Raw genomic sequence first — 22,336 nt, 5'->3', positions numbered from 1 at the left:
TCTAAGAAGCTGAGAAAATATGCGAAGATTAAAATAAACAATTCAAAAAGAAAGATCAAGATAACCTTTAAGAAAGGTGCTCCTAAAGGAAAATACAAGTTTAATGTTGCAGTAGGATCAAAGAAAAAAGGAACAAAGAGTACAGAAACCTTCGAGGTTGTTGTTAAGTAATATAGAGGGACTGTGAAAAAATGGAAATCATTTTTTCACAGTCCCTATTAAGTTAGCAAATCACTTTACAATTAAATTAAAGGTCACATATTGTTGTGATCCACCCCAATAATACGGAACAAACTCAAAATACAGGTATGCTGTTTGATTTTTCTTTAGTTTAATTGTAGCAGTAGTGACTAATGGGTACTGACTGTTATTAACACCGATACTTCCAAACTTAGGTGCGTTTGTTTTAATACCTCGAGCCCACATATCCCTATAGGTCAGATATTTGCGTCTTCTTTTTTGTGTAACCTGGGTCTGTAACATTATATGACCAAAGGTCGAATCTCCATTATCGGTATCAAGATCAGACAGTGTAATATTGTATCTTTTGGTTTTAGGTGCTGTAAACTTTACGTATCCATAATGCTTTCTCCCTAACTTGTATATGGTTACAGTATATTTCTTCTTGAGCTTTATCTTTTTTGCAATTTTTTTGACATTAGCTACTCTAATTACCCCGTCATGGGTTTTTAGTGTGATGTTCTTGGCCTGTGCTGTCACAGGATTTAACATCGTAATCAATGCAATAAACGCAAGTACCAGCCCAAAAGTCCGTTTCAATAAAGCTGTATTGAATTTTTGTTTCATAGTAATCCCTCCATATAAGAAAAAAACTTACATTGCAGCTAAATTATACAATCCTGAAATATGGCCAACAAGGTGTTTATGAACTTTTAATATTTCACCTTTTTTATAGGTATTGAAAAATTGAATATTTGATAATTATTGAATGTATTTTTGAGTTATTGTAGAATGTTTCCTTGAGGAAAGTTTATTTGGGAGGAAACTAAATAATGAAAAAATCTAAGATGTTCACATTTCTATTTGTGCTGAGCATGTTTCTTTGTGTGTTTGGCACGTCTTCAATTACTGCTAAAGCTCAAAAAGAGTTTACTATCACCGATGCAACCGACAAATCAATTTCAATTGATTGGAGCACTGTTGCTAATAGTTGGCTAAAAGAAAAAGATACCAAAAAGAATAACGGAAAATTTAGAGATTTCAAGATTGATATTTCAGAGTATAAGGCAAACAAAAGAAAATTCGAAAAGTTAAGAACTGATACTGTTAAAAGTACGCAATTCAGTTATACCATAAAAGATTTAAAGCCCGGAAAAAGATATAAAATTGTAATAAATTTTTATATGGACTATAAAGGAGGCGGTGGGAAAACCTGATATATAGGGGATGATGAAGTTTATACTACAAGAACTTATCCCTATTCCATGGGAATTGCCGGTGTTACAAGTAACAGTATAGTTCTTGATTTTTCTAATGTTATTAATAAATTAGAAGCCAAGGCTGCTGCAGATGGTGGTAATCTTTTATGGATATCCGGTGTTACCTATTCATATGTTCATCAAACTGCAGACGCAACAACTGCGATAAGGCAAGCCAGAAAAAAAGCTTTAAAAATGGGACGGTCATATAATAATTTCAACAATAATATGACTACATATACAATTGGTGGATTAAGTCCAAGTACCACATATGCATTTTCATGTTTATTTTCTTATAGCTATCATCTTCCGAACGGAAATGGGGTAAGTGGAATGGAATATGTGGAATTGGGTAACATACCAACTGCACCCAAAGATATGCCGGCACCTACACCTGCGCCGAATCCGACACCTACACCTGCGCCAAATCCTACACCTGCACCTGCGCCGACACCTACACCTGCACCTGCGCCAAATCCGACACCCGCACCAAAGCCGAATCCTACACCTGCACCTGCGCCAAATCCGACACCCGCACCAAAGCCGAATCCGACACCTGCACCGAAGCCGAATCCGACACCTGCGCCAAAGCCGAATCCGACACCTGCACCGAAGCCGAATCCGACACCCGCGCCGAAGCCGAATCCGACACCTGCACCGAAGCCGAATCCGACACCCGCGCCGAAGCCTAATCCGACGCCTGCACCGAAGCCAAATCCTGCTCCTGCACCAAAGTCAAATCAGGAAACACAAAAGCCGCAGGAAGCAGCAAAGGTTAATGATACAGCACCCAGTGACAACAATTCTTCTATAATGGTTTTAGATCAGAAGAATACACTTGTTGCTGTAGATAAAGATCAGCTTAAGGCATCTAAGTTAAAGAAGAAAAAGCAGTCTATAACCATGAAGGTGACAAAGGATAAGGGTAAAATCAAGGTTAAGAATGCATCTTCTAAGAAGCTGAGAAAATATGCGAAGATTAAAATAAACAATTCAAAAAGAAAGATCAAGATAACCTTTAAGAAAGGTGCTCCTAAAGGAAAATATAAGTTTAATGTTGCTGTAGGTTCAAAGAAAAAAGGTACAAAGAGTACAGAAACCTTCGAGGTTGTTGTAAAGTAATATAGACAGGTTATTATTAGTATATCACTGATAATAACTTGTTTTTTATCTTGGGAATTCTTCCGGATTTCCTGAATGATAAAAAACGCTCCGCTATGACAATTTCGTATAATTTCATATTAAGATAGCAACCGATATTGAAAGGAGAATAAAGTGAAAACAGTTTTTATAACAGGTGCAACTTCAGGAATTGGAAGAGAATTTGCGAAAGTCTATGCATCAAAAGGCTACAGACTTATTATTACAGGAAGACGTACTGAGCGTCTTAATTCCATTCGCAACAAAGTAGGAGAAAACTGCAGAATTATCACATCTGATCTGGCAGATGAAAATGGATGCAGGCAGCTTTTAAAAGAAATCGAAGCTGAACATATAGATATTTTCATAAATAATGCTGGGTTTGGAACAGCCGGAACCTTTTTAGAAACGGATCTGGATAAGGAAATCTCAATGATTCGTGTCAATGATATTGCCATGCACATTCTGTTCAAAGGCATCCTTCTCAAAATGAAAAACCAGGGAAAAGGAACAATTCTGAATGTTGCTTCATCAGCGGGACTACTTCCTGCAGGGCCATACATGGCGACTTATTATGCATCAAAAGCTTATGTTGTTTCGCTTACAAAAGCTGTGGCACAGGAGCTCAAGGAAAACGGAAGTAAATTATATGTCTGTTGTTTATGCCCGGGACCTGTGGATACGGAATTTAACAGCAAATCGGATGTGATATTTGCACTTAAGGGAATTACTGCGAAAACCTGTGTTACTGAGTGTCTAAGAGAAATGAAAAAAAGAAAAGTGGTTATAGTTCCCACGCTTAAGATGAAGCTTGCAGTTACGTTCCAGCATCTTCTTCCTGAAAATATGCTGATAAAACTTGTAGGACATCAGCAAAAGAAGAAAATTTACTGATAGTTACATAAAAACGCCGGACACCCCGGCGGAATGCTTCCTCTGACTGAAGCAGAAAAGGATACCTTACACAATCCAGCTTTACCATATAACCTCTATGTGGCAGATGCGACTATACTGCCAAAGGCTATGGGAAATCCGCCGATTCTGACTATCATGGCTTTGGCGAAAAAAATTGCTAAAATTAACTTGGAAATGTTCTTGTAAAGTGCCAGCAGGAAATCTGGTGCAATAATATAAAAGCAAAATGGCTTTTCTTTTAGTTAGATTAGTTTATAATTTTAAAAGGTATAGATTCTGTTTTTTCTGATGAAAAAACAAAAACCTATGACTTTTTGTGGGCAAAAGCGGAAATCTATGAAAATTGTTTTGGGAGGAATTATAAATGTTTAGACCTGAGATTGCACCAAGAGGTTGGAATAGTTGGGACTGTTACGGAGCAGCTGTTACAGAGAAGGAAGTACGCCAGAATGCAGAGTTTATGGCTAAGCATCTTAAGCAATACGGCTGGGAGTATGTTGTAGTTGACATACAGTGGTATGAGCCAGGTGCTACAAGTCATGAATACAGGCCATTTGCAGATCTGTGCATGGATGAGTATGGCAGACTTATTCCGGCACCGAATCGTTTTCCGTCATCTGCAGACGGTAAGGGCTTTGCACCGCTTGCAGAATACGTACATTCACTTGGATTGAAATTTGGAATACATATCATGAGAGGAATTCCAAGGCAGGCAGTTCATAAGAATCTTCCTGTTCTTGGAACTGATAAAACTGCACGTGATGCGGCAAGATTTAACAGTATCTGCGTATGGAACCCCGATATGTATGGCGTGGTTCCGGATGAAACCGGCAGAGCATATTATGATTCTATTTTTAAATTATATGCACAGTGGGGTGTTGATTTCATTAAATGCGATGACATATGCAGAGAGCTTCCTCACGAAGAGGCAGAGATGATCATGCTCTCAGAATCACTTAATAACTGTGGAAGAGAGATGATTCTTTCTTTATCACCGGGACCTGCTCTTCTTGAAAAAGCTGAGTTATATAAGCAGGTTGCCAATATGTGGCGTATTACAGATGATTTCTGGGATGACTGGAAGCTTTTGTATGCTATGTTTGAGCGTGCTGAAAAATGGAGTATACATGCAGGAGCTGGTCATTATCCTGATGCAGACATGCTTCCTATCGGACCTATCAAACAGGATTATGACAAGAATAATAAAACCGCATTTACAGAGGATGAACAGATTACAATGATGACTCTTTGGAGCATTATGCGTTCACCCCTGATAATCGGTGGAGAAATGACTGGATTTGATGATTTCACCATTAAACTGATCACGAATGAGGCAGTGCTCAGGATGCACGCAAATTCCAGAAATGCCCGCCAGATCTTCAGACGGGAAATAAACGGCAATGAGTATATACTTTGGACTGCAGATGATTGTGAAGGCGGAAAATATATAGCAGCCTTCAATGCCGGAGAAAAAGCCGGATGTCTGGAATTTGAACTTGCTGAGCTTGAAGACATATTGCCCGGTAGTAAGGCAACAGAGCTCTGGTCCGGAGAGAATACTGAAATAGGAAGTACATTTAGTACAGGGCTTCCTGCCCATGGTGCAAAAGTGTTTTACTTAGCTTAATAAAACAGGCTTTACCAGGTTGCCTACTCGCATTTACGTACCATGGAAGTGAACTTATACAAGGGAAAAGCTGGCGCCTTGTCACGGGAGTCGCCAGCTTTGTGTGTTGAAGAAAAGTTTTCTGTTCTTTATGAGGGGTATCTAAGAGTGGGTATCTCTTTGATGGTTATATGATACCGCCAAAATCGTAACAAACAGTGATTAAATTGTGTACAATCTGTGAAATCAAAATATTAGTTGTAAAATCTACTTATTTATTACAGAATCACAAGAAAGTTAAATTATATTATCCTGCTTTATTTTTTTGAAAATAGCTTCTGCAAGAATCCTGTGATTATCTGCATCAATGTGAACTCCGTCTGCTTCACTTACCTCAACAAAATCTGCAGCATCAAGGAAATAAGTATTATACATTTCAGAAAGCTGCTTGTACCAGCCTGAAAGCTCCAAAGAAACCTTCCTGACATTATTTCTACTGATGATTATGATTACTATAGCACTTTTCGCGGAGCAAAATAGTATGAATCAGCTTATTTTGGTAAAAAAAGCAGTATTTGAGCAGTCTTTATTCATATGTGAATAGTAGGCCGTTTTAGTTCTGGTTATAATTTATCTAAAATAAATTTAATCAATGGAGAAATGATATGGGAAATTGGGGCGATAATCTTGATTACGAGGCTATGTCAATAAAAGACCATGAGGGTCGATTTACGATAAATTTCAAAAAGATTTATATGGATGTGGATGAGATATCGCAGAGAACTCTTGAAGTAACTGATAAGCATCCAAAGGATTCATTGCTAAAACTCTGGGCCGGTGCTATGACAGGAATATTCATATTCTTTATTTTTTCCTATCAGATACTTTTTCTGGTGACTATACCTTTCATAGTCTTTTATTTTATTGCGATTTTCAGGATAGCGGCTTGCTGGATCAGCTTTAAGTATAGTGCAACACAATTCTGGCTGATGACGATATTATCGGTTCCTGTATTATTTGCAGTATCGAGAGTTGTACAGTTTTTTATCGATAAATTTCTTTTGTGAATTGCATGTCATTATACTAGTGCAGCTGTCATTAAATACCTCGAGTATTTGATGAGACAGCACTGGAAAACTCCCTCACTTTATGACAATATTATAAAAAGAGGAAAGCTGGCGCCTTGTCACGGGGGTCGCCAGCTTTGTGTGTTGAAGAAAAGTTTTTTATTCTTATGAGGGGTATCTAAGAGGGGGTATCTCTTTGATGGTTATATGATAGCGCCAAAATCGTAACAAACAGTGATTAAATTGTGTGCAATTTGTGAAATTCAACTTCGGATAAAACTTGCGTAGTATAATCAGCAGACATTTAATAGATTTGTTGGCCCGACACAGGTACTTGTATCCGGAGATACTCTGCAGGTTGCAGACTATGGCAAGCTTGACTGGGAATGGACGATGTTTGACCCAGAACAAAAAATAAAGCGACATGAAGAGGTATTAGTATGCCATGAGAAGAAAAGGGGATTTAAATTAATGATTAGATGTAATAAATGTGACGTTGAGATGTTTACTGCAAGTATTAACACGACATATCCGGTTTCACTTCCGGTGATGCTTGTAAACAGGGAGAAGGGACTCTTTGCAACTGAACACAAAAGTGAACTCTTATGCTACGTGTGCCCGGAGTGTGGTCATATAGAGTTGTATGCAAAAGATCCTCAAAAACTCAAATCAAAATGATCTTATAAATAAAAGAATCACCGTGGCCATTGTGACACAGGTGATTCTTACTATGTGCTCATATAACACCGCTTACATACGAATAATGACAAAAAAGCAATCATCCCCGGCTGTTTGGCAGCTATGGATGATTGCTTTTTTTACTCCCGGCTTTTATTAGTCTTCGTGATCAGATAGAATTGGCATTTATCCTGTTTTCGTGGGAGGAAGGTTTGCTATTTAACATATCGATCATACGTCTGAACAGATCCAGCGCTTTTTGAGGAATCATACTGCGGGGCAGAGTAAGGTCTATCTCTATGACAGACAGATTTCCGGCAAATGTTTTTATAAAACCGCTGCCTGCGAGGTAAGGCATTTCTTTTTCAAATAATTCACCGGCTTCGGGATTTGAAAGAAGCTCATTTAGAGTGGAATCCTCTGAATACTTCTTTTTTTCGAAGGATGCATCCGTAGCATATTCGAAGTGATAGGCTCCTGAGCCATATTCTTCCTCAGCTCTGTCCGGAAGGGAGATTAGTGCGGTGGTGTTTGCAGGGACTTCTATGTCTGCTATATATTTTCCATTCTCACAGGAAAAACTAATCCTGATTTTCCCATAAGGGCTTTCATAGGATAGTTCAAAGGAGGCGATTCCGGGCACTAGTCTTGGAGAAATCCGGAACTTTTTAAATCCGGCTTCTATAGAGTTCAGCCCGCACAGATCCTTGTAGAGCCAGTCGCCAACAGTTGCAAAGCCGAACTGATTTAGCGAGTTCATTTCAAATAGATTAAAGCTGCCATCGGGATTCACGCCGTCCCACAGTTCCCAGATCGTTGTGGCGCCTAAGTTTACACTATATAGCCAGGAGGGGCAATCCTCCTTAAAAAGGATGGTTCCAGCAAGCTCATGCATATTGAATCTGCTTAACACGTGCATTATATATTCTGTTCCCACAAAGCCGGTATAGAGATGCTTCTTGGTTTTTACAAGATCGTAGTAAAGTCTTGCAGCTATTTTTTCTCTTACTTCTATAGGTGCAAGATCAAAGTATAGAATGAGTGCTGCAGCTGTCTGGGTGCCGGATGCTATTCGCCCTGATGGTGTGATGAATTCTTTTCTGAACTTTTCAAGGACATCGCCGTACAGATCGTTGTATTCAGTATAATCCTTTGTTTTCCCAAGAATTTCTGCCGTTTTTCGTATTATGTCTATGGAATACAGATAATATACATTTGCTGTCAGATGTGAGTCTGTACCGCCGGCACGTTCATCGGAAGATGGGTTGAGAATACCTTCAGGCACTTTTCGGAATGGCCCCTTTGGTGCATCAAGGGCAACCCAGTCTCCGAACTGTGAACTGTTGTCTGTGCTTAGAAGTCCTTCTTCTCCTGCGAGCTTTTTGGTGTATTCCACGCTTTTTTTCATGCTTTCATATTGCTCAGTAAGTACAGAAATATCTCCGTAGGTTTCCCATAGGATCCAGGGGACAATGGTCGCTGCCTCGTGCCATATAGACATGCATGCATGGGTTTTTAGAATATCCGGAGCAGATAATGGAACGCCAAACTCATCTGTCTGTTCTGTGGCAACATCTCGAAGCCATTTCCTGATGAAAAGGGCTGTATTCCGGTGAAAAACTGCTGTCGGAAGGAAAATCTCTGTATCACCTGTGTAGCCTAAGCGTTCATCCCTTTGAGGACAATCTGTAGGAATATCAAAGAAATTGGCACGTAAAGTCCAGTCTATGTTTTGAAAGAGCCTGTTAATTTTATCATCAGAGCATGAGAAAGCTCCGGTTTTCTCCAAATCTGTGTGCATAACACAGGCTGTGAAATTGTCGATATTTATCTCATCAAGTCCTTCTATGCGGATGTATCTGAAACCATGGTATGTGAATTCCGGGAGGAAGGTGTCATCACCACCGCTGCAGATAAAGGTGTCACAGGCTTTTGCGGTCCTTAAATTAGTCGTAAAAAGATTCCCGTTTTCATCCAGAGCCTCTGCGTGATAGAGCTTAATTGTTGTTCCCCTGTCGGCCTTTATTTTTGCTTCTACTACACCTGAGAGATTTTGACCAAAATCAATTATTTTTTCACCCTTTGGAGATGTCAGGAGTGCCTTTGCGGGAATGCGCTCTGTGATTTTTACGGGTTCACAGCTCTGTGCGATCAGGATGTCTTTTGGCTGGTCAAGTATTGACACAGACTTCACTTCCTGTTTGGGCAGAGAATAGTCAATGGTCTCACCGTTATAGATATCACTATATCTGATCTCCGCAGTGCTGCTCATCCAGCTTTCATCGGTAATAACAGTGTCGAAAGTCCCATCGACGTAGGTGATCTCTAGTTGAGCAATGAGTGCGGTCCTGTTGCCATAATGACAGCCCTGACCATAGAAACCGAGAATACCCTTAAACCATCCGTTTGCCACAGTTATCTCTATTTTGTTCTGACTTTCTATTAGCCCGGTTACATCAATTGTCTGATACTGGAGTCTCTTCTGATAGGAAGTCCAGCCTGGAGCAAATCGATTTTCATTTATTCTTTTTCCGTTTATAAGCGCTTTGTAAATTCCAAGAGAGCTTATGTAGAGTCTTGCCTTTGACACTTTTTTGTCTGAATGGAATTCCTTAAAAAATACAGCACAGGGTTCAAGATCAGCTTTAAATCCGTGGGTAATAAAGCTTGCCTTAAAGCCGCCGCAGTTCATAAGACCTGTCTCAAAAAAGCTGCTATGCTCAGCCTTTTCCCCGTGATTATCCGTTATGAGCAGGCGAATATCATATCTTGTTTTAGGGCTAAGGGCAGTTCCTTCATAGGTTATGTACAGGCTTTGATCTGAAGCGCATTTACCTGAATCCCACACAATATCATCACCATGGGATATTATTATCTGATAATCTGCCTGAGTAGTATTATTATGTGTAGATGAGAGTTTATAGGAAAAGGAAGGAGTGGGAGAATCAATGCCGATGGGATTGGTCTGATAGTCTGTTCGTAAATCATATATTTTTAGCATAGTTTGACCTCAAATGATTGTGAATAGGATAGTTACTGTAAAATGGTGCATTGTCTGATTGAAAACTGTAAGTGTAGATCGGTTATATTTTGTCAGATCCTGGTCCTTGCGTATATGGCTGCACCTATAACGCTTTTGGCAGGCTCATCTTCGGTAAAGACGATGTTAAGATTTTCCGCAGGGTATGGCTTTCTGGAATGTTTTATTATCAGTTCTTTTAATCTGTCCTTTGGAAAATCAGTCATATTTGTGACACCTCCACCTATGAGGAGATGGTCCGGGTCAAGAATATTTACCTCCGAGGCAGCCGCGATCGACATATTATTAAGGAACTGCTGTATTTGGGCGGAATTACCATGATGTGTAAACACATCGGAGATAGGAGTTTCGGGAAAAAATCTTTCCAGGATGCTTCGCAGTGCTTTTCCCCCCGCAAGACTTTCAATACATCCGATGTTTCCACAGCCGCAGGGAGTGGTGTCTCCTATGACGGGGATGTGGCCGAGTTCACCGGCGGTTCCGTTTTTTCCGACTAGTGGCGTTTCGTTTATGCATATTGCATTTCCCACACCGGTGCCATAATATACAGCACAGGTTATGCTGGAAGCAGCGATGTTGTATTTTGCCATATCGAAATATATGGCCATTGTTACATCCCGCTCAGCATATACCGGAACATTCAGCCTTTTTGAAAGATAATCCGTAACATTAAGGTTTTCCATAAACCGCAGATTGGGCGCCTGGAGAACTTTTTTTCTTTCTCTGCCGAGGGTTGCAGGAAAACCTATGGCTAAAGCATCAAATGGAGTATCCTTTAGGAAGTCCTCTACATATTCGGAAATATCCTCTAAAACAGAGGTTGATTTTATCACTGCAGAGGTAGGAACCTTCTTAAATGAGAGGACATTATTATTTTCATCAACAAGTCCAATGCGAAAATTGGTTCCGCCAATATCTATTCCGATTATATTCATGTATGTTCCCCTTTTGCATAGTTGATCTGATTGTTGCGGTTATCAGTAATAACTGCATGCAAGATGAGATAAGATGTCATCTGTATTTTTAATCAATCATCTCCTGGGAAGATGATGCCTGCTTCCTTGCGGGATTTTTCTATGATTTCAACGGTTTCAAGAGTAGTAGCAAGGCGTTTTTTCACTTCTTTCGTATCATCTGTCAAAAAGATACGTGTAAGTTCCCTGATCTCATAGTACCATCTGTCAGGATCAGGCTGTTCATTGTAGGTATCATCGCTTTCCTTGGTGACTACACGTACAGACTTTATCCCGTTGGATCCATTCTCGATATAGATATAACCCTTTTCTCCCTCTATCTGGAAGAAGTTTGTGCCGAAGGTATCTTTGGCGCCTGCATTAGTGCTGATGAAGTCTTCATATTCCATGACCATAACGCCGGAGGTGTCAGACAGTCCGGGATAAAGATTTGCGTGGTAGGTCGCCTTCTTTGGTTTACCAAACAAAAGTAAATTCAGAAGTACATTGTAGAAGTTGATATCCATTAGACAGCCGCCAGCATACTCGGGATCAAATATTGCAGGCTTCTCACCTCTAAGTACCGCGTCATACCGGCTGGAATACTGGCTGTAATTACTCATTACAAGCTTCAGCTGCCCAATCTTGTCCAGGGAATCTTTTAATATGTTAAAATTCGGTAGAAAGCTTGTCGGTGCAGCTTCTACAAGAAACAGGTTCCTGTCAGATGCTATATCCGAAAGCTCTTTTGCATGGGAATACTTTGTTGTGAACGGTTTTTCACAAATCACATTTTTACCTGATAGGAGAGCTTTTTTGGTGTATTCGTAATGCAGAAGATTTGGAATTGCGATATACACTGTGTTTATTTCATCATCAGCAAGGAAGGCATCAATATCTGTATAGGTTTTTTTGCATCCATACTCATTGGCTAAATTTTTGGCCTTTTCGGCGGATCTCGAATAAACTGCGTTAAGCTCTATTCCGTCGTTTCTTATTACATTATCCAGGATGGAGTGAACTATAACTCCGCTCCCGATAGTGCCAAGTGTTATCTTTTCCATGATTTTGCCACCTCCGTTGCTTCTTCCAGTATTTCAAGAACTTTGACAACTTCCTCATCTTTTACACATTTTTCTGCTCCGGTTTCTATAGCCGATACAAGTGAGTCATATATTCTTTCGTAGTGCGCACAGCCGACAGGAACCTTCTCGGTAACTTTTTCACCGGATTCGTTTATGTAGACAAGAGTTCCCCATCTGTCTTTTGGTGCGGGATCGGTGCTTACCACATGCCTCCCGACGACCTTTTTCTTTCCTGAATTGTGTATTACGGGTGGAAGAGTGAAGCTGCCTTTAGTGCCATGCAGAGTGAAGCGGGGATAATCTATCAGTACACACATAGAGGTGTTGACCGATGCCTTGCAGTTTCCATAAAAGAATTCCAGATCATAGTAATCATCGCCTGTTCCCGGATGATGTATGCTTCTGACATCAAGATTTGTTCGGTCCGGGATGCCTAAAAGGCTTATGATCTGATCAGTGGTGTGGACACCAAGATTATAGAGAGTTCCAAGGTGGTCATACCAGCCGTTTTCCTTGTAATAATCATAATGGCTTTCCAATCTTACTAGGTCACCAAGCTTTCCGCCGGCTATTACTTCCTTAACTGCGAGGAAATCCGCATCAAATCTTCGGTTCTGGTTGGGCATGCAGATCAACCCTTTTGATTTTGCAAGCTCGAAACACTCACGGGCTTCTTTAGCAGTTTGGGAAAATGGTTTTTCTATTAGAGCATGTTTTCCTGCATTCAGTATCTGATGTGCGTAGGGCATGTGGAAACGGTCAGGTGCTGATACAACAACCAGGTCGACTTCACTGTCATCAAGGACATCGTTTATATTGGTTGTAAATCTTATCTCAGGATAAAAAGGTTCGTACTCAGCAAATTGAGGGATATCTTCTTCTCTTCGAAAAACGTATTTTACCTTAATATCATCCCTGTTTTCTACGTAGGGAATGTGGTATTCGCGCACTGAAACTCCAAATCCGATATAAGCTACTGTAATCATTTAAAAATAACCTCCGTTAATGTGATTATGTATTATCGTAAGGCATTTTCAGAGAGCATACAATGTGCTATTATGACAATAATAATTGACTAAATTTGATATTGAAATGTGGGCGGCGATTATGGCTATAACCAGGAAGATAATGGATAGAATAAAGGAGTATACAGAGGATGAGCTGATATATAAAAAGTATTATGAGATGAGGGATGACGATGCAAAAAGACTGGCCTATATGAATGAGATTGAGGAATATGTCAGGGAACACGGATTGTTTATCAAAGAATTTCCATTTGTAGAGATACCGGAGGTTTTTTCTGAAGACAATTTCTATCCCGATCTTGCAATTAATAATGAATCCAGTGTAGATGTCGTCAGACATTCAAGATATACTCCCATATTCAGATACAGATGCGCATATTTTGAAATTCTCTATGTGTTTAGCGGCAAATGTGGGCATGAGCTTGGAGATAAGCACTATACGTTGGGAAAAGGAGATGTGGCATTCATACCGCCGCAGACAATGCGCACAATAGAGGTTTTTGACGACAGCCTGGTTTTTACAGTACATATAAGACGGGATGCGTTCGAGGATGCATTTTTAAATACATTAAGATATGACAACGTCTTGTCCGACTTTTTTATGAGTAGTCTTTATTCCAGGGAATCGGCAAGAAGCATGCTTTTTCCGACAGGTGATGACAAGGAGGTGAGGGATAGTATTTTGGAAATGTACCTTGAGGTGCAAAGAGGAGATATGTACAGCAGCAGACTTCTAAATAACATGGTGCCAATTTTTTTTGCAAGGCTTTTAAGGAATCATTCCGACAAGGTACTGGTGCAGGATGAGCACTTGAAGGAAGGGCTGCAGAGCGAGATGCGAAGTGCCAGACTTAGGATATTGAGCTTTATAATCGATAATTATAAGAAAGTCACATTAAATGAAGTGGCAGAGCATTTTAATTATTCGCTGGCGCATTGCTCCAGACTTATCAAGGAAGAGACAGGAGAGAGTTTTTCTTCTTTTGTGAGAAATATAAGGCTCCAACACGCTGAGTCACTTTTAGTAAATACAAATACTACCATAGCAGATATAAGCAGTATCATAGGGTATGAAAATCCGGAGTCTTTTATACGGTTATTCGAGAAAATATATAATATGTCGCCCTCGAAATATCGAAAAAAGCACAACTGCATAGAAGAATAAGGCAGACTTCTTGGGATATATATGGTAATAGCATATTCTGTCAGTCATTATATTCTACTTCAAAATCTTTAAAGAAAGCCTCTGTTCCGATTTCAGAAAAGAATCCTATAGATCCGTGTGCATCTTTACCGTGTTTCATAAAATGAACCACAAGTACAGGATCTTTTTCTTCATTCAAATAAAACTGAGCTTTTTCATCATGAATAATGGCTGTCAGCTGTACCCACTCATTTAATCCATTATGAATCGGCGCTTCATAATTAGTGATTCCAAATTCTCTAAAATAAGCAAAAGTATATCCCGGATAAGAAAAGTACTGACATCCATGTGCCTTACGCACAGGATCATTTGTCGTCCCATTAGTTGGTCTTATATAAAAAGATTCGAACTCGCTATTATCCTGATTTACCCTAAAAACGATCCCTATGAATCCTCTGGCGAAATCCGGAGCGTCGGGAAGAAGCCTGCTCAACATTTTTACCCTGATGATACCATTATGGAAATCTATATTTCTCAGTTTGACAAAGGTATTCTCATCGAACTGCATGATTTTTTCCTTTTTTATGACCCTGAAAACCTTCTCTCCATCTAGCTTTTCCTGAGTAACTGTTGTGTGTACCGGAATAAATTCTTCCAAATCTTCATATCTTGTCATCATTGATGTGTTGTCCTTTCATCTATTTCGAGTAAATGTCTATAATCCATCAAATCACGATTAACTAATACTAAAATTTTAACCATTTCAACAATAAAAATAAAGCCCACTAATGTGAGCTTTATTCTGTATACAAATTTAATCTGTGAATAGTAACGAGGGGTTAAACAACTAAAAAAAAATTAGCACTCTGCTTGACAGAGTGCTAATTTGGTGTTATACCATATATAGAACAAAGGAACAGAGAAGACCGTTAGGACTTATGAATTCCAATGATCCAAAGAGTGGAATCGCCCCCTCCCCATGGTCGGCGGCATATCGGTCGCCACATGAGAGTCAGCTTCGCTGATGGTGGCTCCCTCCCTCCGTCCCAATGCTCAAAAATAAATGTTTTTGATGCAAAGGAGGAAAAAACTATGTTAGCACCAAGTATTTTTGAAGAAAATCTATTTGACAATCTGTTTAATTTCCCTGATTTCAGAGAACAGAATAACATGGAGCGTAAGCTCTATGGAAGACATGCCGACAGGCTGATGAAGACTGATGTTAAGGAAGAGGACAATCAGTATGAAGTAAGCATTGACCTTCCTGGTTTTGCCAAAGAGGATATCAGCCTTGAATTAAATGACGGATATCTTACCATCAGCGCTTCGAAGGACATTAACAATGATAAGAGTGATAAGAAGGGCAGACTAATAAGGCAGGAACGGTACTCAGGATCCATGCAGCGTAGCTTTTATGTTGGAGATCAGGTCACAGAAGATGATGTAAAGGCATCCTTCAAACACGGAGTCCTCACGCTGATGATTCCTAAAAAGGAACAGCCTAAACTTCCTGAAAAGAAGCATATTCAGATAGCATGAAAAGATAAGGCATCTTCTCATAGATAAACTCCTAAAAGGGGCTGTGAAAAAATGAGAAATCATTTTTTCCAGCTCCCTTTTATTGCTATTTTTTATGCAGGACTATTCTTTTATACCAGCGATCTTTTTTGATGATTCCGAAAGTACCTTCCGCCTGAATGGATCTGTTCATTCTAAGAAGTGTTCCCTGGATGCTCTCAAGATTATCTATGACCTCCTGATGCATGGCAGTCAGTTCTTCATTTTTTAGATAAGATTCAGACCCTTTGTCCCGGTAAAGCACATGCTGCCTTTGCGATGGGGCTGTAGTTGTTTAATCAGGTTATCTCCCCCTCATGAGAAACTGATAAAAATTGTGTGTCGTCCTTATCTGTTTTTAAGTATACAGGGGGTTGTCCAACAAGGCCGGACGTCTATTTCTTGCAATATATTGTGTACGGAATTACAATTTTAAAGTAACGTAAACAAATCTGTCTATGCAGATAAATATCGGTTGGGATTAATATAAGAAAGGCTAATCATGAAGACTAAATATCCCTTAGATAAAGAACTAAGAAGCTTAACGATGGCACATCTGTTTCCCAACATTCATGTTTATCCATTTGTGAATGTGTTTATGGGAATGATTCCCTGCAGATCTGATGAAAAAGTAGAAGTGACGAAGCATTTCATACCGGGGTATGAAGGATATAAGCTGCCTACACTGATAATAGAGCCCGGGAATAATAAAGAAAAGCTCCCTTGCATCATGTTTTTCCATGGTGGCGGTCTGATATTAAAAGCGGCGGGAGCACATTATCAGTTTGCAAAATGGTATGCAGAAAAAGCGCACTGCAGAGTTATTATGCCGGACTACAGGCTTATGCCAAAGTATCGGTTCCCTTATGCGGTGGAAGACTGCTATTGCGCGTATGAATGGACGATAGCTAATGCCAAGGACCTAAATATCGATGAAAACAGGATTATAGTCATAGGAGACAGCGCCGGAGGTAACATTGCGTCAGCAGTAGTATTCATGGCCAGGGACAGAAAGCAAGTCATTCCTGCAGGAGTTCTTATGTCTTATCCTGCCCTGGACAGACGCATGAATACTGAATCGATGAAAGAATATACGGACACACCGGTTTTGGACACAGGCCTTGCAAAAATGTATTGGGATGAAATGCTGATAAATGGACTTCCCCGGCATATAGAGTATGCTTCTCCGATGGAAGCAGAGTCTTTTTCAGGATTCCCGACTACATATATAGAGATTGCGGAATTTGATTGCCTTCACTATGATGGGATTTTATTTGCGGAAAAACTGAAATCAGCGGATATACCCGTAGAGCTTCATGAAGTAAAAGGCACCTGTCATGGTTTTGAAGTTGCTCTTAAGAGCAGGATTGTCAGGGAGTCGATTGACAGGAGGATTGTCTGGATAAAGAAAACATTAGAATAAGATATGAGGAGGTTCATGTGAAGAAGATACTTGGCAGAATCATAATTGTAATACCGGCGATTGCATTACAGATAGCTTGGTTTTATCTTACACTGAGCTTTTTAAGGAAAATAACCGGCGGATATATTGTTGATATTGTAAATGGCTTATTTACTGTGCTTGCTGTGTTCTTTGTTACAAGACTCATCGCAAGAAGAGATGAAAGTACCTACAAGCTGCTTTGGGTTTTAGTGATAGTGGCACTCCCTGTTCTGGGTGCGATGCTATATTTTACCCTCGGAAATAAAACAACCGGCAAGGGTCTTCGCGTTAAACTTCAGGAATCTGCATCTGATTTAAACAGATTGTATGGCACAGACCGAATTAAGAATACCGAATATATCGATGAGATCAAAAAAGAAGATTATCGCCTGGGGCAGACACTGTCCTTTGTCAGCGAAACTACAGGCTTTGACATTGTGAAAAATGATACTTCAAAATACTATCCTTTCGGTGAAGATATGTTTGCCGATATGTGCAAGGATTTGAAGACTGCAGAAAAATTCATATTCATCGAGTATTTTATTATCCAGTCAGGAAAGTTCTGGGATACAATTACAGACATTCTGGGAGAAAGAGTTCAGGCCGGTGTGGATGTAAGAGTAATGTATGATGATCTTGGAAGCATTGCTACATACTCTGTAAAAGACATAGCTGAACTCTCCGGGAAGGGAATCAAGTGTATTCCCTTCAATCCCTTCTTTTTGATCAAGTCACAGCTCAATAACAGGGATCATCGAAAGATTATGGTTATTGATGGAAAAATCGCATACAGTGGCGGCGTGAATCTTGCGGATGAGTATATAAATGAGAAGCAGATGTTTGGAAAATGGAAAGATATAGGCTTCCGTGTAACGGGTGAAGTAGTTGACGGCTATACTTACATGTTCGCTGAATTTTGGAATGCGTTCTCTCATCAGAAAATTTCTGATGAAGAGCTTAGAAAAATGGCCATACAGGAAAGAACCTGCGCAGATAATGGCTATGTTTTACCATATTATGATTCTCCGATGCGAGATGAGCATACGAGCAACATTTTTTTTACCGAGATTCTTTCAACCGCAACGGATTATGTCTGGTTCTATACTCCATATCTTATGCTTGGTGATGCGCTCTTTGATGCTTTCATCAGGGCAGCTCGCAGAGGGCTTGATGTAAGGATTATTATGCCTGGGATTCCTGATAAGAAGCTTGTTTATCGTCTATCCAGGAGTTATTATGAGGATCTTTTGAAAGCAGGCGTGAAAATTTATGAATATACACCGGGATTCGTTCATGCGAAGGCATTCGTTTCAGATGACAAGATAGCAGGAATCGGAACGGTTAATCTTGATTACAGGAGTCTGTTCCTTCACTTTGAATGCAGCTCTGTCTTTTACAGAGCTGACATTGTCAGTGAATTAAAAGCAGACTATTTAAATACTTTAAAAGACTGCAGAGAAAGGCATTTAGAGGATATAAACCGAGGCTTTATCCACAATACCGTAAATAATTTCCTTAGAGTCGCAGCACCATTATTGTAAAATGAGGAACACTAATGAAATATAATTGTTTTTTGATATATATAAAGGAAATAACCGATTTAGCTAAAAATTTTCAAGCAAGGCTTAATATCATCCCTTATGACGGTTCCTCAGAGGTTAAAAAGAATAATAGCGGAAGTGTGGCTTTATTATTTTTTTACAAATGAAATAAATGCAAAATGGTAAAATGTAACTGATATGTTGTTTGTAATAATTTACTTCGGGACGAGGTGGAAATTATGATTAGAGTAACAGCAGGAGATGCATTGCATTTATATGGAAATGTTGGACGTGGAAGCTATTCGGTTAGACTGTGTATCCGAATGGATGAAAATATAGATGGCAAGCTTCTTGCCAATGCTTTGAAAAACACTGAAAAGAGATACCCATATTTATGTGTACGACTTATGAAGAATGACACTGAATATTACTACGAAGAAAATGACAACCCGGTGTGTCTCTTTAATACAAGTGAACAGATAACGTTAAATGCTGCAGAAACTAATTACCATGTCTGGGCAGTCTGTTATAAGAATGATTACATTTACCTGGACTTTTTTCATGGTATATGTGATGGAACCGGAATGTATTATGTCCTGAGCACACTGCTTTACTATTATCTGTCAGAAAGATATGGACATATCAGCCACGAGGGAATAAGAACGCTTGATGATCCAATTGAAGAAGGTGAATATCTTGATCCTGTGGATACACTTCCGGAAGTTGATCTGTCACAGATGCCGCAAAGTCTTAACAGGCGTAACCCTGCATTTTCAATTGTAAAAGACGGAAAAATGACCATTATTGATAAGCCAGTGGTAAGGGATGTTATCATTCCTGAAAAAGAACTGCTTAAATTCACCTCTGCAAATGACGCTAGTCCCGGAACTTTCATAGCGGTTCTTGTTGCAAGAGCTATCGATAAGCTAAATCCTGAAAGAGAAAAGGATATCATTGGATCATACATAATAAATGGAAGACCAATGCTCGGAAAGTCCTGTACGCACCATAACTGCGTTAATACTACCATATTAAAATACTCTGATAAGCTAAAGAAAATGCCGCTGGACAGGCAGTGCACAGCTTATAGAGGAATGACTTTCCTTCAGAGTGATGCGGAAAATGTTCAAAAAATAATGACTTTTTCATCCTCAAGAAGCAAAATGATCATGAAGATGCCTGACCTTAAAGGTAAAAGAGAGGCCTTTTCCCAAATGATAGATGGTGGAAGGTTGTTCTTTACATATATGGTCAGTTATGTAGGACAGTGGAAATATGTGGATATTGCAGCACATATCCGAGAGTTCTGGACACATGTACCTGTTGCCAACGGTTTTCTTACAGAAATTGCTGCCGTTAACGGGAATATATTCCTGTCCATACATCAGAATTTCGGAGAGGATATTTATTACAAGTCTTTGCTTAAAGAACTGGAGGATAATGGAATCCCATATACAGAACGAGCAGTTATAATCAATGATATAGCAGGTTTTGCCGAACCATGAAGCAAGGTGGTACAGAAAGTGCAAGCAAAGAATACATTATGCAGGCTATAACGTATGCATGATTCGCACAAAAAAGTAAGTGTAAAACAGACCTTTATCAGTGTAATTGATAAGGTCTGTTTTTCTCTGTAGTAGTGTATTTTTTGGAATGGAGGTGACTGAGTTGGAAAAGAGAAAAAAGAAACCTATTGGAGTGATCATTACGACTACTGTGTTGCTGGTAATGGTAGTCTGCGGTCTTGTGTATAGCCATTTTGGAGGATCCTACTAAGACAAGACCCAAAACAGGAGATAAACTATGAAATTAACAAAACTTGGTATATGTGGAATTATCAGCCTGCTTTCATATACGGCGATGGTTGTGTTTTCGCCTCTTGCTTATCCGGGATATGACTGGCTTAGCATGGCGGTAAGTGATCTAAGTGCTGTCGGAGCTCCATCTGCGGAGCTTGCCGGGCAGCTGAATGCCTTGTATGGACCGTGCGGGCTGGTTTCTATCATGGCCGTCTGCGTGGCTTCTCAGAATCTTAAGACTAAGGTTATGAGGCTGGGAATATATTTCTTTGCTGCTATGGAATGGATTTCGGATGTAGGATACAAGCTTTTTCCATGGGTGGCAGATGCTGACAGTAGTCACCCCCAGAACATAATGCACCTTATAGTAACTGCTCTAGTGGTGATCTTTTCTCTGACAGCGCTTATCCTCTCAATAATCGGAGCTAAAAAAGAGGGGATGAAATCTCTTTTTATATGGGCCTGCGTGTGCCTTGCTGCGATGCTCCTTGGGCCTGTCGGAACAGGAATCATGCCAAAGGCAGTATTCGGGTTGTTTGAGAGATTCAGTACCTTTTCGGCAGTAACATTTAACGCAGTGTTGGGAACATTCTTGTTGCTTGGAAAATTCGGTAAGAGTTTTGACTGATCTGCAAAATATATTAAAGTAAGTGAAAAACAGACCTTTATCAGTGTAACTGATAGGGGCTGTTTTTTATTGTGATAGATTAGGGTGTGAAAGGGGAGTGGCATCAAGTAAAGCTTTGGTATGGTTATTGAAAGGAGTAAGAAAATGAATAGAAAACATGAAATTATATGTAATAGCGAAAGAGAAATGGACAGACGGGCAGATTCCTTGATAGAGCAGGGATACACGGTTGAGAGACATTCAGGTGTATTGCCTCTTCAGCCGGTTAGCATCCCCACATATAAAGTAGTATTTTGGGGGTGAATCAGCGTAAAACAGGAAGAGAAAAACATATTAGGAAAAGGAGATTGGCCATGACGGATTATATCGCATTCTGCGGACTTGAGGGTAAATAAACTCAGGACTTTGATATAATGTGTTGTAGTTAAAGATAATCGCGCTATGACAGGGGGATTTATGGAAAACAAGGACTTTATTGAGGGTTCTGAATTACGTATTGCTATATGTGATGATGACAAGTCTGATCGGGAAAAGGTACATGTTCTTCTTCAGGATTACTTGAAGAAAAACTCTATAAAAGCTCAGGTCAGAATATTTGATCATCCTGACACACTTATAGAGGAGTGCGAGCATTACAGACCTCATATTTACATTCTGGATATAGTTATGCCAATGGTTACAGGAATACAGGCTGCCAGGGAACTTAGGTGGAATCAGCCCGATGCCCAGATTATTTTTGCAACTTCTGAGAGCTCATATGCGCTGGAGTCTTTTGATGTAAATCCTATAAATTATATTTTGAAGCCAATTGAAAAGGAAAAGTTCTTTTCAACTCTTGATCTTGCTATTTCCCGCGTGGATATCGGTAGTGATAAAAGCGTCTGTATAAAGATAAAGGGTGGTATGCAGACCCTGCACCTTAGTGACATTCTTTATATAGAATATCGTAATCATGTGGTTTCATACCATATGGATAATGGTGAGATCATATCAACCCCAACCCTGAGAATAGGATTTGCAGAATATCTTTCAGAAAATCATTCCGGAAAAGATTTTGTAAGATGCCATGAATCTATAGCTGTGAACATAGCAGCAATTGATAAATTGACTAAGATAGATATTACGCTTCGAGGTGGGGAACAGATACCTGTTACAAAGAGTAGATATTCTGAAGTTATGGATAGTTACATGGACTTTAGGCTGTAAGAACCTAGCGAAGTACTTTTGAGCTTGGTTCGCGCGTCTTCCGGCGAGCGAATGCGAGAGCGGAAGTTC

Annotated in this window: 22 protein-coding genes and 1 pseudogene; 15 read left to right on the top strand and 8 right to left on the bottom strand. The window is 39.7% G+C overall.

Translation table 11 applies throughout. The features are described from left to right. Window positions 1-231 precede the first annotated feature (231 nt). Entirely contained in the window at window positions 232-807 is a 576-nt protein-coding gene (locus tag G622_RS0120865; RefSeq protein ID WP_026512248.1) for a hypothetical protein, read from the bottom strand. A gap of 206 nt (window positions 808-1,013) precedes the next feature. Here G622_RS0120865 and G622_RS0120860 point away from each other — a divergent pair, with 206 nt between their 5' ends. From G622_RS0120860 to G622_RS0120840, 4 genes are all read left to right on the top strand, one after another. Continuing rightward, complete coding sequence (locus G622_RS0120860; protein WP_026512247.1) at window positions 1,014-1,397, top strand: fibronectin type III domain-containing protein; 384 nt, start codon at window positions 1,014-1,016, stop codon at window positions 1,395-1,397. A 48-nt stretch (window positions 1,398-1,445) separates the two neighbouring features. Then, on the top strand, window positions 1,446-2,561 hold the full coding sequence (locus G622_RS26085) for a hypothetical protein (RefSeq protein WP_026512246.1): 1,116 nt from the start codon (window positions 1,446-1,448) through the stop codon (window positions 2,559-2,561). 153 nt (window positions 2,562-2,714) lie between these two features. After that, a complete protein-coding gene (locus G622_RS0120850) occupies window positions 2,715-3,473 on the top strand; it encodes an SDR family NAD(P)-dependent oxidoreductase (protein ID WP_026512245.1) in 759 nt (252 codons plus the stop codon). A 385-nt stretch (window positions 3,474-3,858) separates the two neighbouring features. Continuing rightward, window positions 3,859-5,121 (top strand): glycoside hydrolase family 27 protein, encoded by a 1,263-nt coding sequence (locus tag G622_RS0120840; protein ID WP_026512244.1) that lies wholly within the window; start codon window positions 3,859-3,861, stop codon window positions 5,119-5,121. 276 nt (window positions 5,122-5,397) lie between these two features. Here the strand turns inward: G622_RS0120840 and G622_RS26075 are convergent, their stop codons facing one another. Then, window positions 5,398-5,571 carry a hypothetical protein gene (locus G622_RS26075; protein ID WP_155831589.1) on the bottom strand — a complete coding sequence of 58 codons (174 nt, stop codon included), beginning with the start codon at window positions 5,569-5,571 and terminating at the stop codon, window positions 5,398-5,400. A gap of 194 nt (window positions 5,572-5,765) precedes the next feature. On the opposite strand from G622_RS26075, the gene G622_RS0120830 reads away from it, so the two are divergent. Both G622_RS0120830 and G622_RS0120825 read left to right on the top strand, forming a co-directional pair. Next, a complete protein-coding gene (locus tag G622_RS0120830) occupies window positions 5,766-6,167 on the top strand; it encodes a hypothetical protein (RefSeq protein ID WP_026512243.1) in 402 nt (133 codons plus the stop codon). A 471-nt stretch (window positions 6,168-6,638) separates the two neighbouring features. Further along, window positions 6,639-6,845 carry a hypothetical protein gene (locus G622_RS0120825; protein WP_155831588.1) on the top strand — a complete coding sequence of 69 codons (207 nt, stop codon included), beginning with the start codon at window positions 6,639-6,641 and terminating at the stop codon, window positions 6,843-6,845. 169 nt (window positions 6,846-7,014) lie between these two features. Here the strand turns inward: G622_RS0120825 and G622_RS24120 are convergent, their stop codons facing one another. The 4 genes from G622_RS24120 to G622_RS0120805 form a co-directional block, all read right to left on the bottom strand. Beyond that, window positions 7,015-9,846: an alpha-L-rhamnosidase gene (locus G622_RS24120; protein WP_044958240.1), complete on the bottom strand. Its 2,832-nt coding sequence runs from the start codon at window positions 9,844-9,846 to the stop codon at window positions 7,015-7,017. Between the two features lie 92 nt (window positions 9,847-9,938). After that, a complete protein-coding gene (alsK, locus tag G622_RS0120815) occupies window positions 9,939-10,820 on the bottom strand; it encodes an allose kinase (RefSeq protein ID WP_026512241.1) in 882 nt (293 codons plus the stop codon). Window positions 10,821-10,912: 92 nt separating this feature from the next. Beyond that, on the bottom strand, window positions 10,913-11,902 hold the full coding sequence (locus tag G622_RS0120810) for a Gfo/Idh/MocA family protein (protein ID WP_049946006.1): 990 nt from the start codon (window positions 11,900-11,902) through the stop codon (window positions 10,913-10,915). Further along, window positions 11,890-12,909 (bottom strand): Gfo/Idh/MocA family oxidoreductase, encoded by a 1,020-nt coding sequence (locus G622_RS0120805; RefSeq protein ID WP_026512239.1) that lies wholly within the window; start codon window positions 12,907-12,909, stop codon window positions 11,890-11,892. The genes G622_RS0120810 and G622_RS0120805 overlap by 13 nt, the downstream gene beginning before the upstream one ends. A 121-nt stretch (window positions 12,910-13,030) precedes the next feature. Here G622_RS0120805 and G622_RS0120800 point away from each other — a divergent pair, with 121 nt between their 5' ends. After that, a complete protein-coding gene (locus G622_RS0120800; protein WP_049946005.1) occupies window positions 13,031-14,113 on the top strand; it encodes an AraC family transcriptional regulator in 1,083 nt (360 codons plus the stop codon). Window positions 14,114-14,153: 40 nt separating this feature from the next. Here G622_RS0120800 and G622_RS0120795 read toward each other — a convergent pair whose 3' ends face one another. Beyond that, window positions 14,154-14,771, bottom strand: a complete 618-nt coding sequence (locus tag G622_RS0120795) for a hypothetical protein (protein WP_026497807.1) — start codon at window positions 14,769-14,771, stop codon at window positions 14,154-14,156. Window positions 14,772-15,184: 413 nt separating this feature from the next. On the opposite strand from G622_RS0120795, the gene G622_RS0120790 reads away from it, so the two are divergent. Continuing rightward, a complete protein-coding gene (locus G622_RS0120790; protein ID WP_026512237.1) occupies window positions 15,185-15,631 on the top strand; it encodes an Hsp20/alpha crystallin family protein in 447 nt (148 codons plus the stop codon). Window positions 15,632-15,731: 100 nt separating this feature from the next. Here the strand turns inward: G622_RS0120790 and G622_RS25580 are convergent. After that, a pseudogene (locus G622_RS25580) lies at window positions 15,732-15,914 on the bottom strand (transposase); the annotation flags it as partial. A gap of 237 nt (window positions 15,915-16,151) precedes the next feature. On the opposite strand from G622_RS25580, the gene G622_RS24115 reads away from it, so the two are divergent. From G622_RS24115 to G622_RS0120750, 7 genes are all read left to right on the top strand, one after another. Next, window positions 16,152-17,072 (top strand): alpha/beta hydrolase, encoded by a 921-nt coding sequence (locus tag G622_RS24115; RefSeq protein ID WP_081675449.1) that lies wholly within the window; start codon window positions 16,152-16,154, stop codon window positions 17,070-17,072. A gap of 17 nt (window positions 17,073-17,089) precedes the next feature. Next, a complete protein-coding gene (cls, locus tag G622_RS0120775) occupies window positions 17,090-18,634 on the top strand; it encodes a cardiolipin synthase (protein WP_026512236.1) in 1,545 nt (514 codons plus the stop codon). A 14-nt stretch (window positions 18,635-18,648) separates the two neighbouring features. Next, window positions 18,649-18,801, top strand: coding sequence for a hypothetical protein (locus G622_RS26070; RefSeq protein WP_155831586.1), 153 nt, complete (start codon window positions 18,649-18,651; stop codon window positions 18,799-18,801). A 72-nt stretch (window positions 18,802-18,873) separates the two neighbouring features. After that, on the top strand, window positions 18,874-20,139 hold the full coding sequence (locus tag G622_RS0120765; protein ID WP_026512235.1) for a hypothetical protein: 1,266 nt from the start codon (window positions 18,874-18,876) through the stop codon (window positions 20,137-20,139). Window positions 20,140-20,437: 298 nt separating this feature from the next. After that, window positions 20,438-21,061, top strand: a complete 624-nt coding sequence (locus tag G622_RS25040; RefSeq protein WP_026512234.1) for a DUF998 domain-containing protein — start codon at window positions 20,438-20,440, stop codon at window positions 21,059-21,061. 144 nt (window positions 21,062-21,205) lie between these two features. Next, complete coding sequence (locus G622_RS26065) at window positions 21,206-21,364, top strand: hypothetical protein (protein WP_155831585.1); 159 nt, start codon at window positions 21,206-21,208, stop codon at window positions 21,362-21,364. Window positions 21,365-21,517: 153 nt separating this feature from the next. Continuing rightward, window positions 21,518-22,267 (top strand): LytR/AlgR family response regulator transcription factor, encoded by a 750-nt coding sequence (locus tag G622_RS0120750; RefSeq protein ID WP_026512233.1) that lies wholly within the window; start codon window positions 21,518-21,520, stop codon window positions 22,265-22,267. The last annotated feature ends 69 nt before the right edge of the window (window positions 22,268-22,336 follow it).

The sequence above is a fragment of the Butyrivibrio sp. LC3010 genome (genome assembly GCF_000424385.1).
Taxonomy (GTDB): domain Bacteria; phylum Bacillota; class Clostridia; order Lachnospirales; family Lachnospiraceae; genus Butyrivibrio.
The sequence above is the reverse complement of the archived record's forward strand: the minus strand, read 5'-3'. Positions and strand labels throughout refer to the sequence as shown.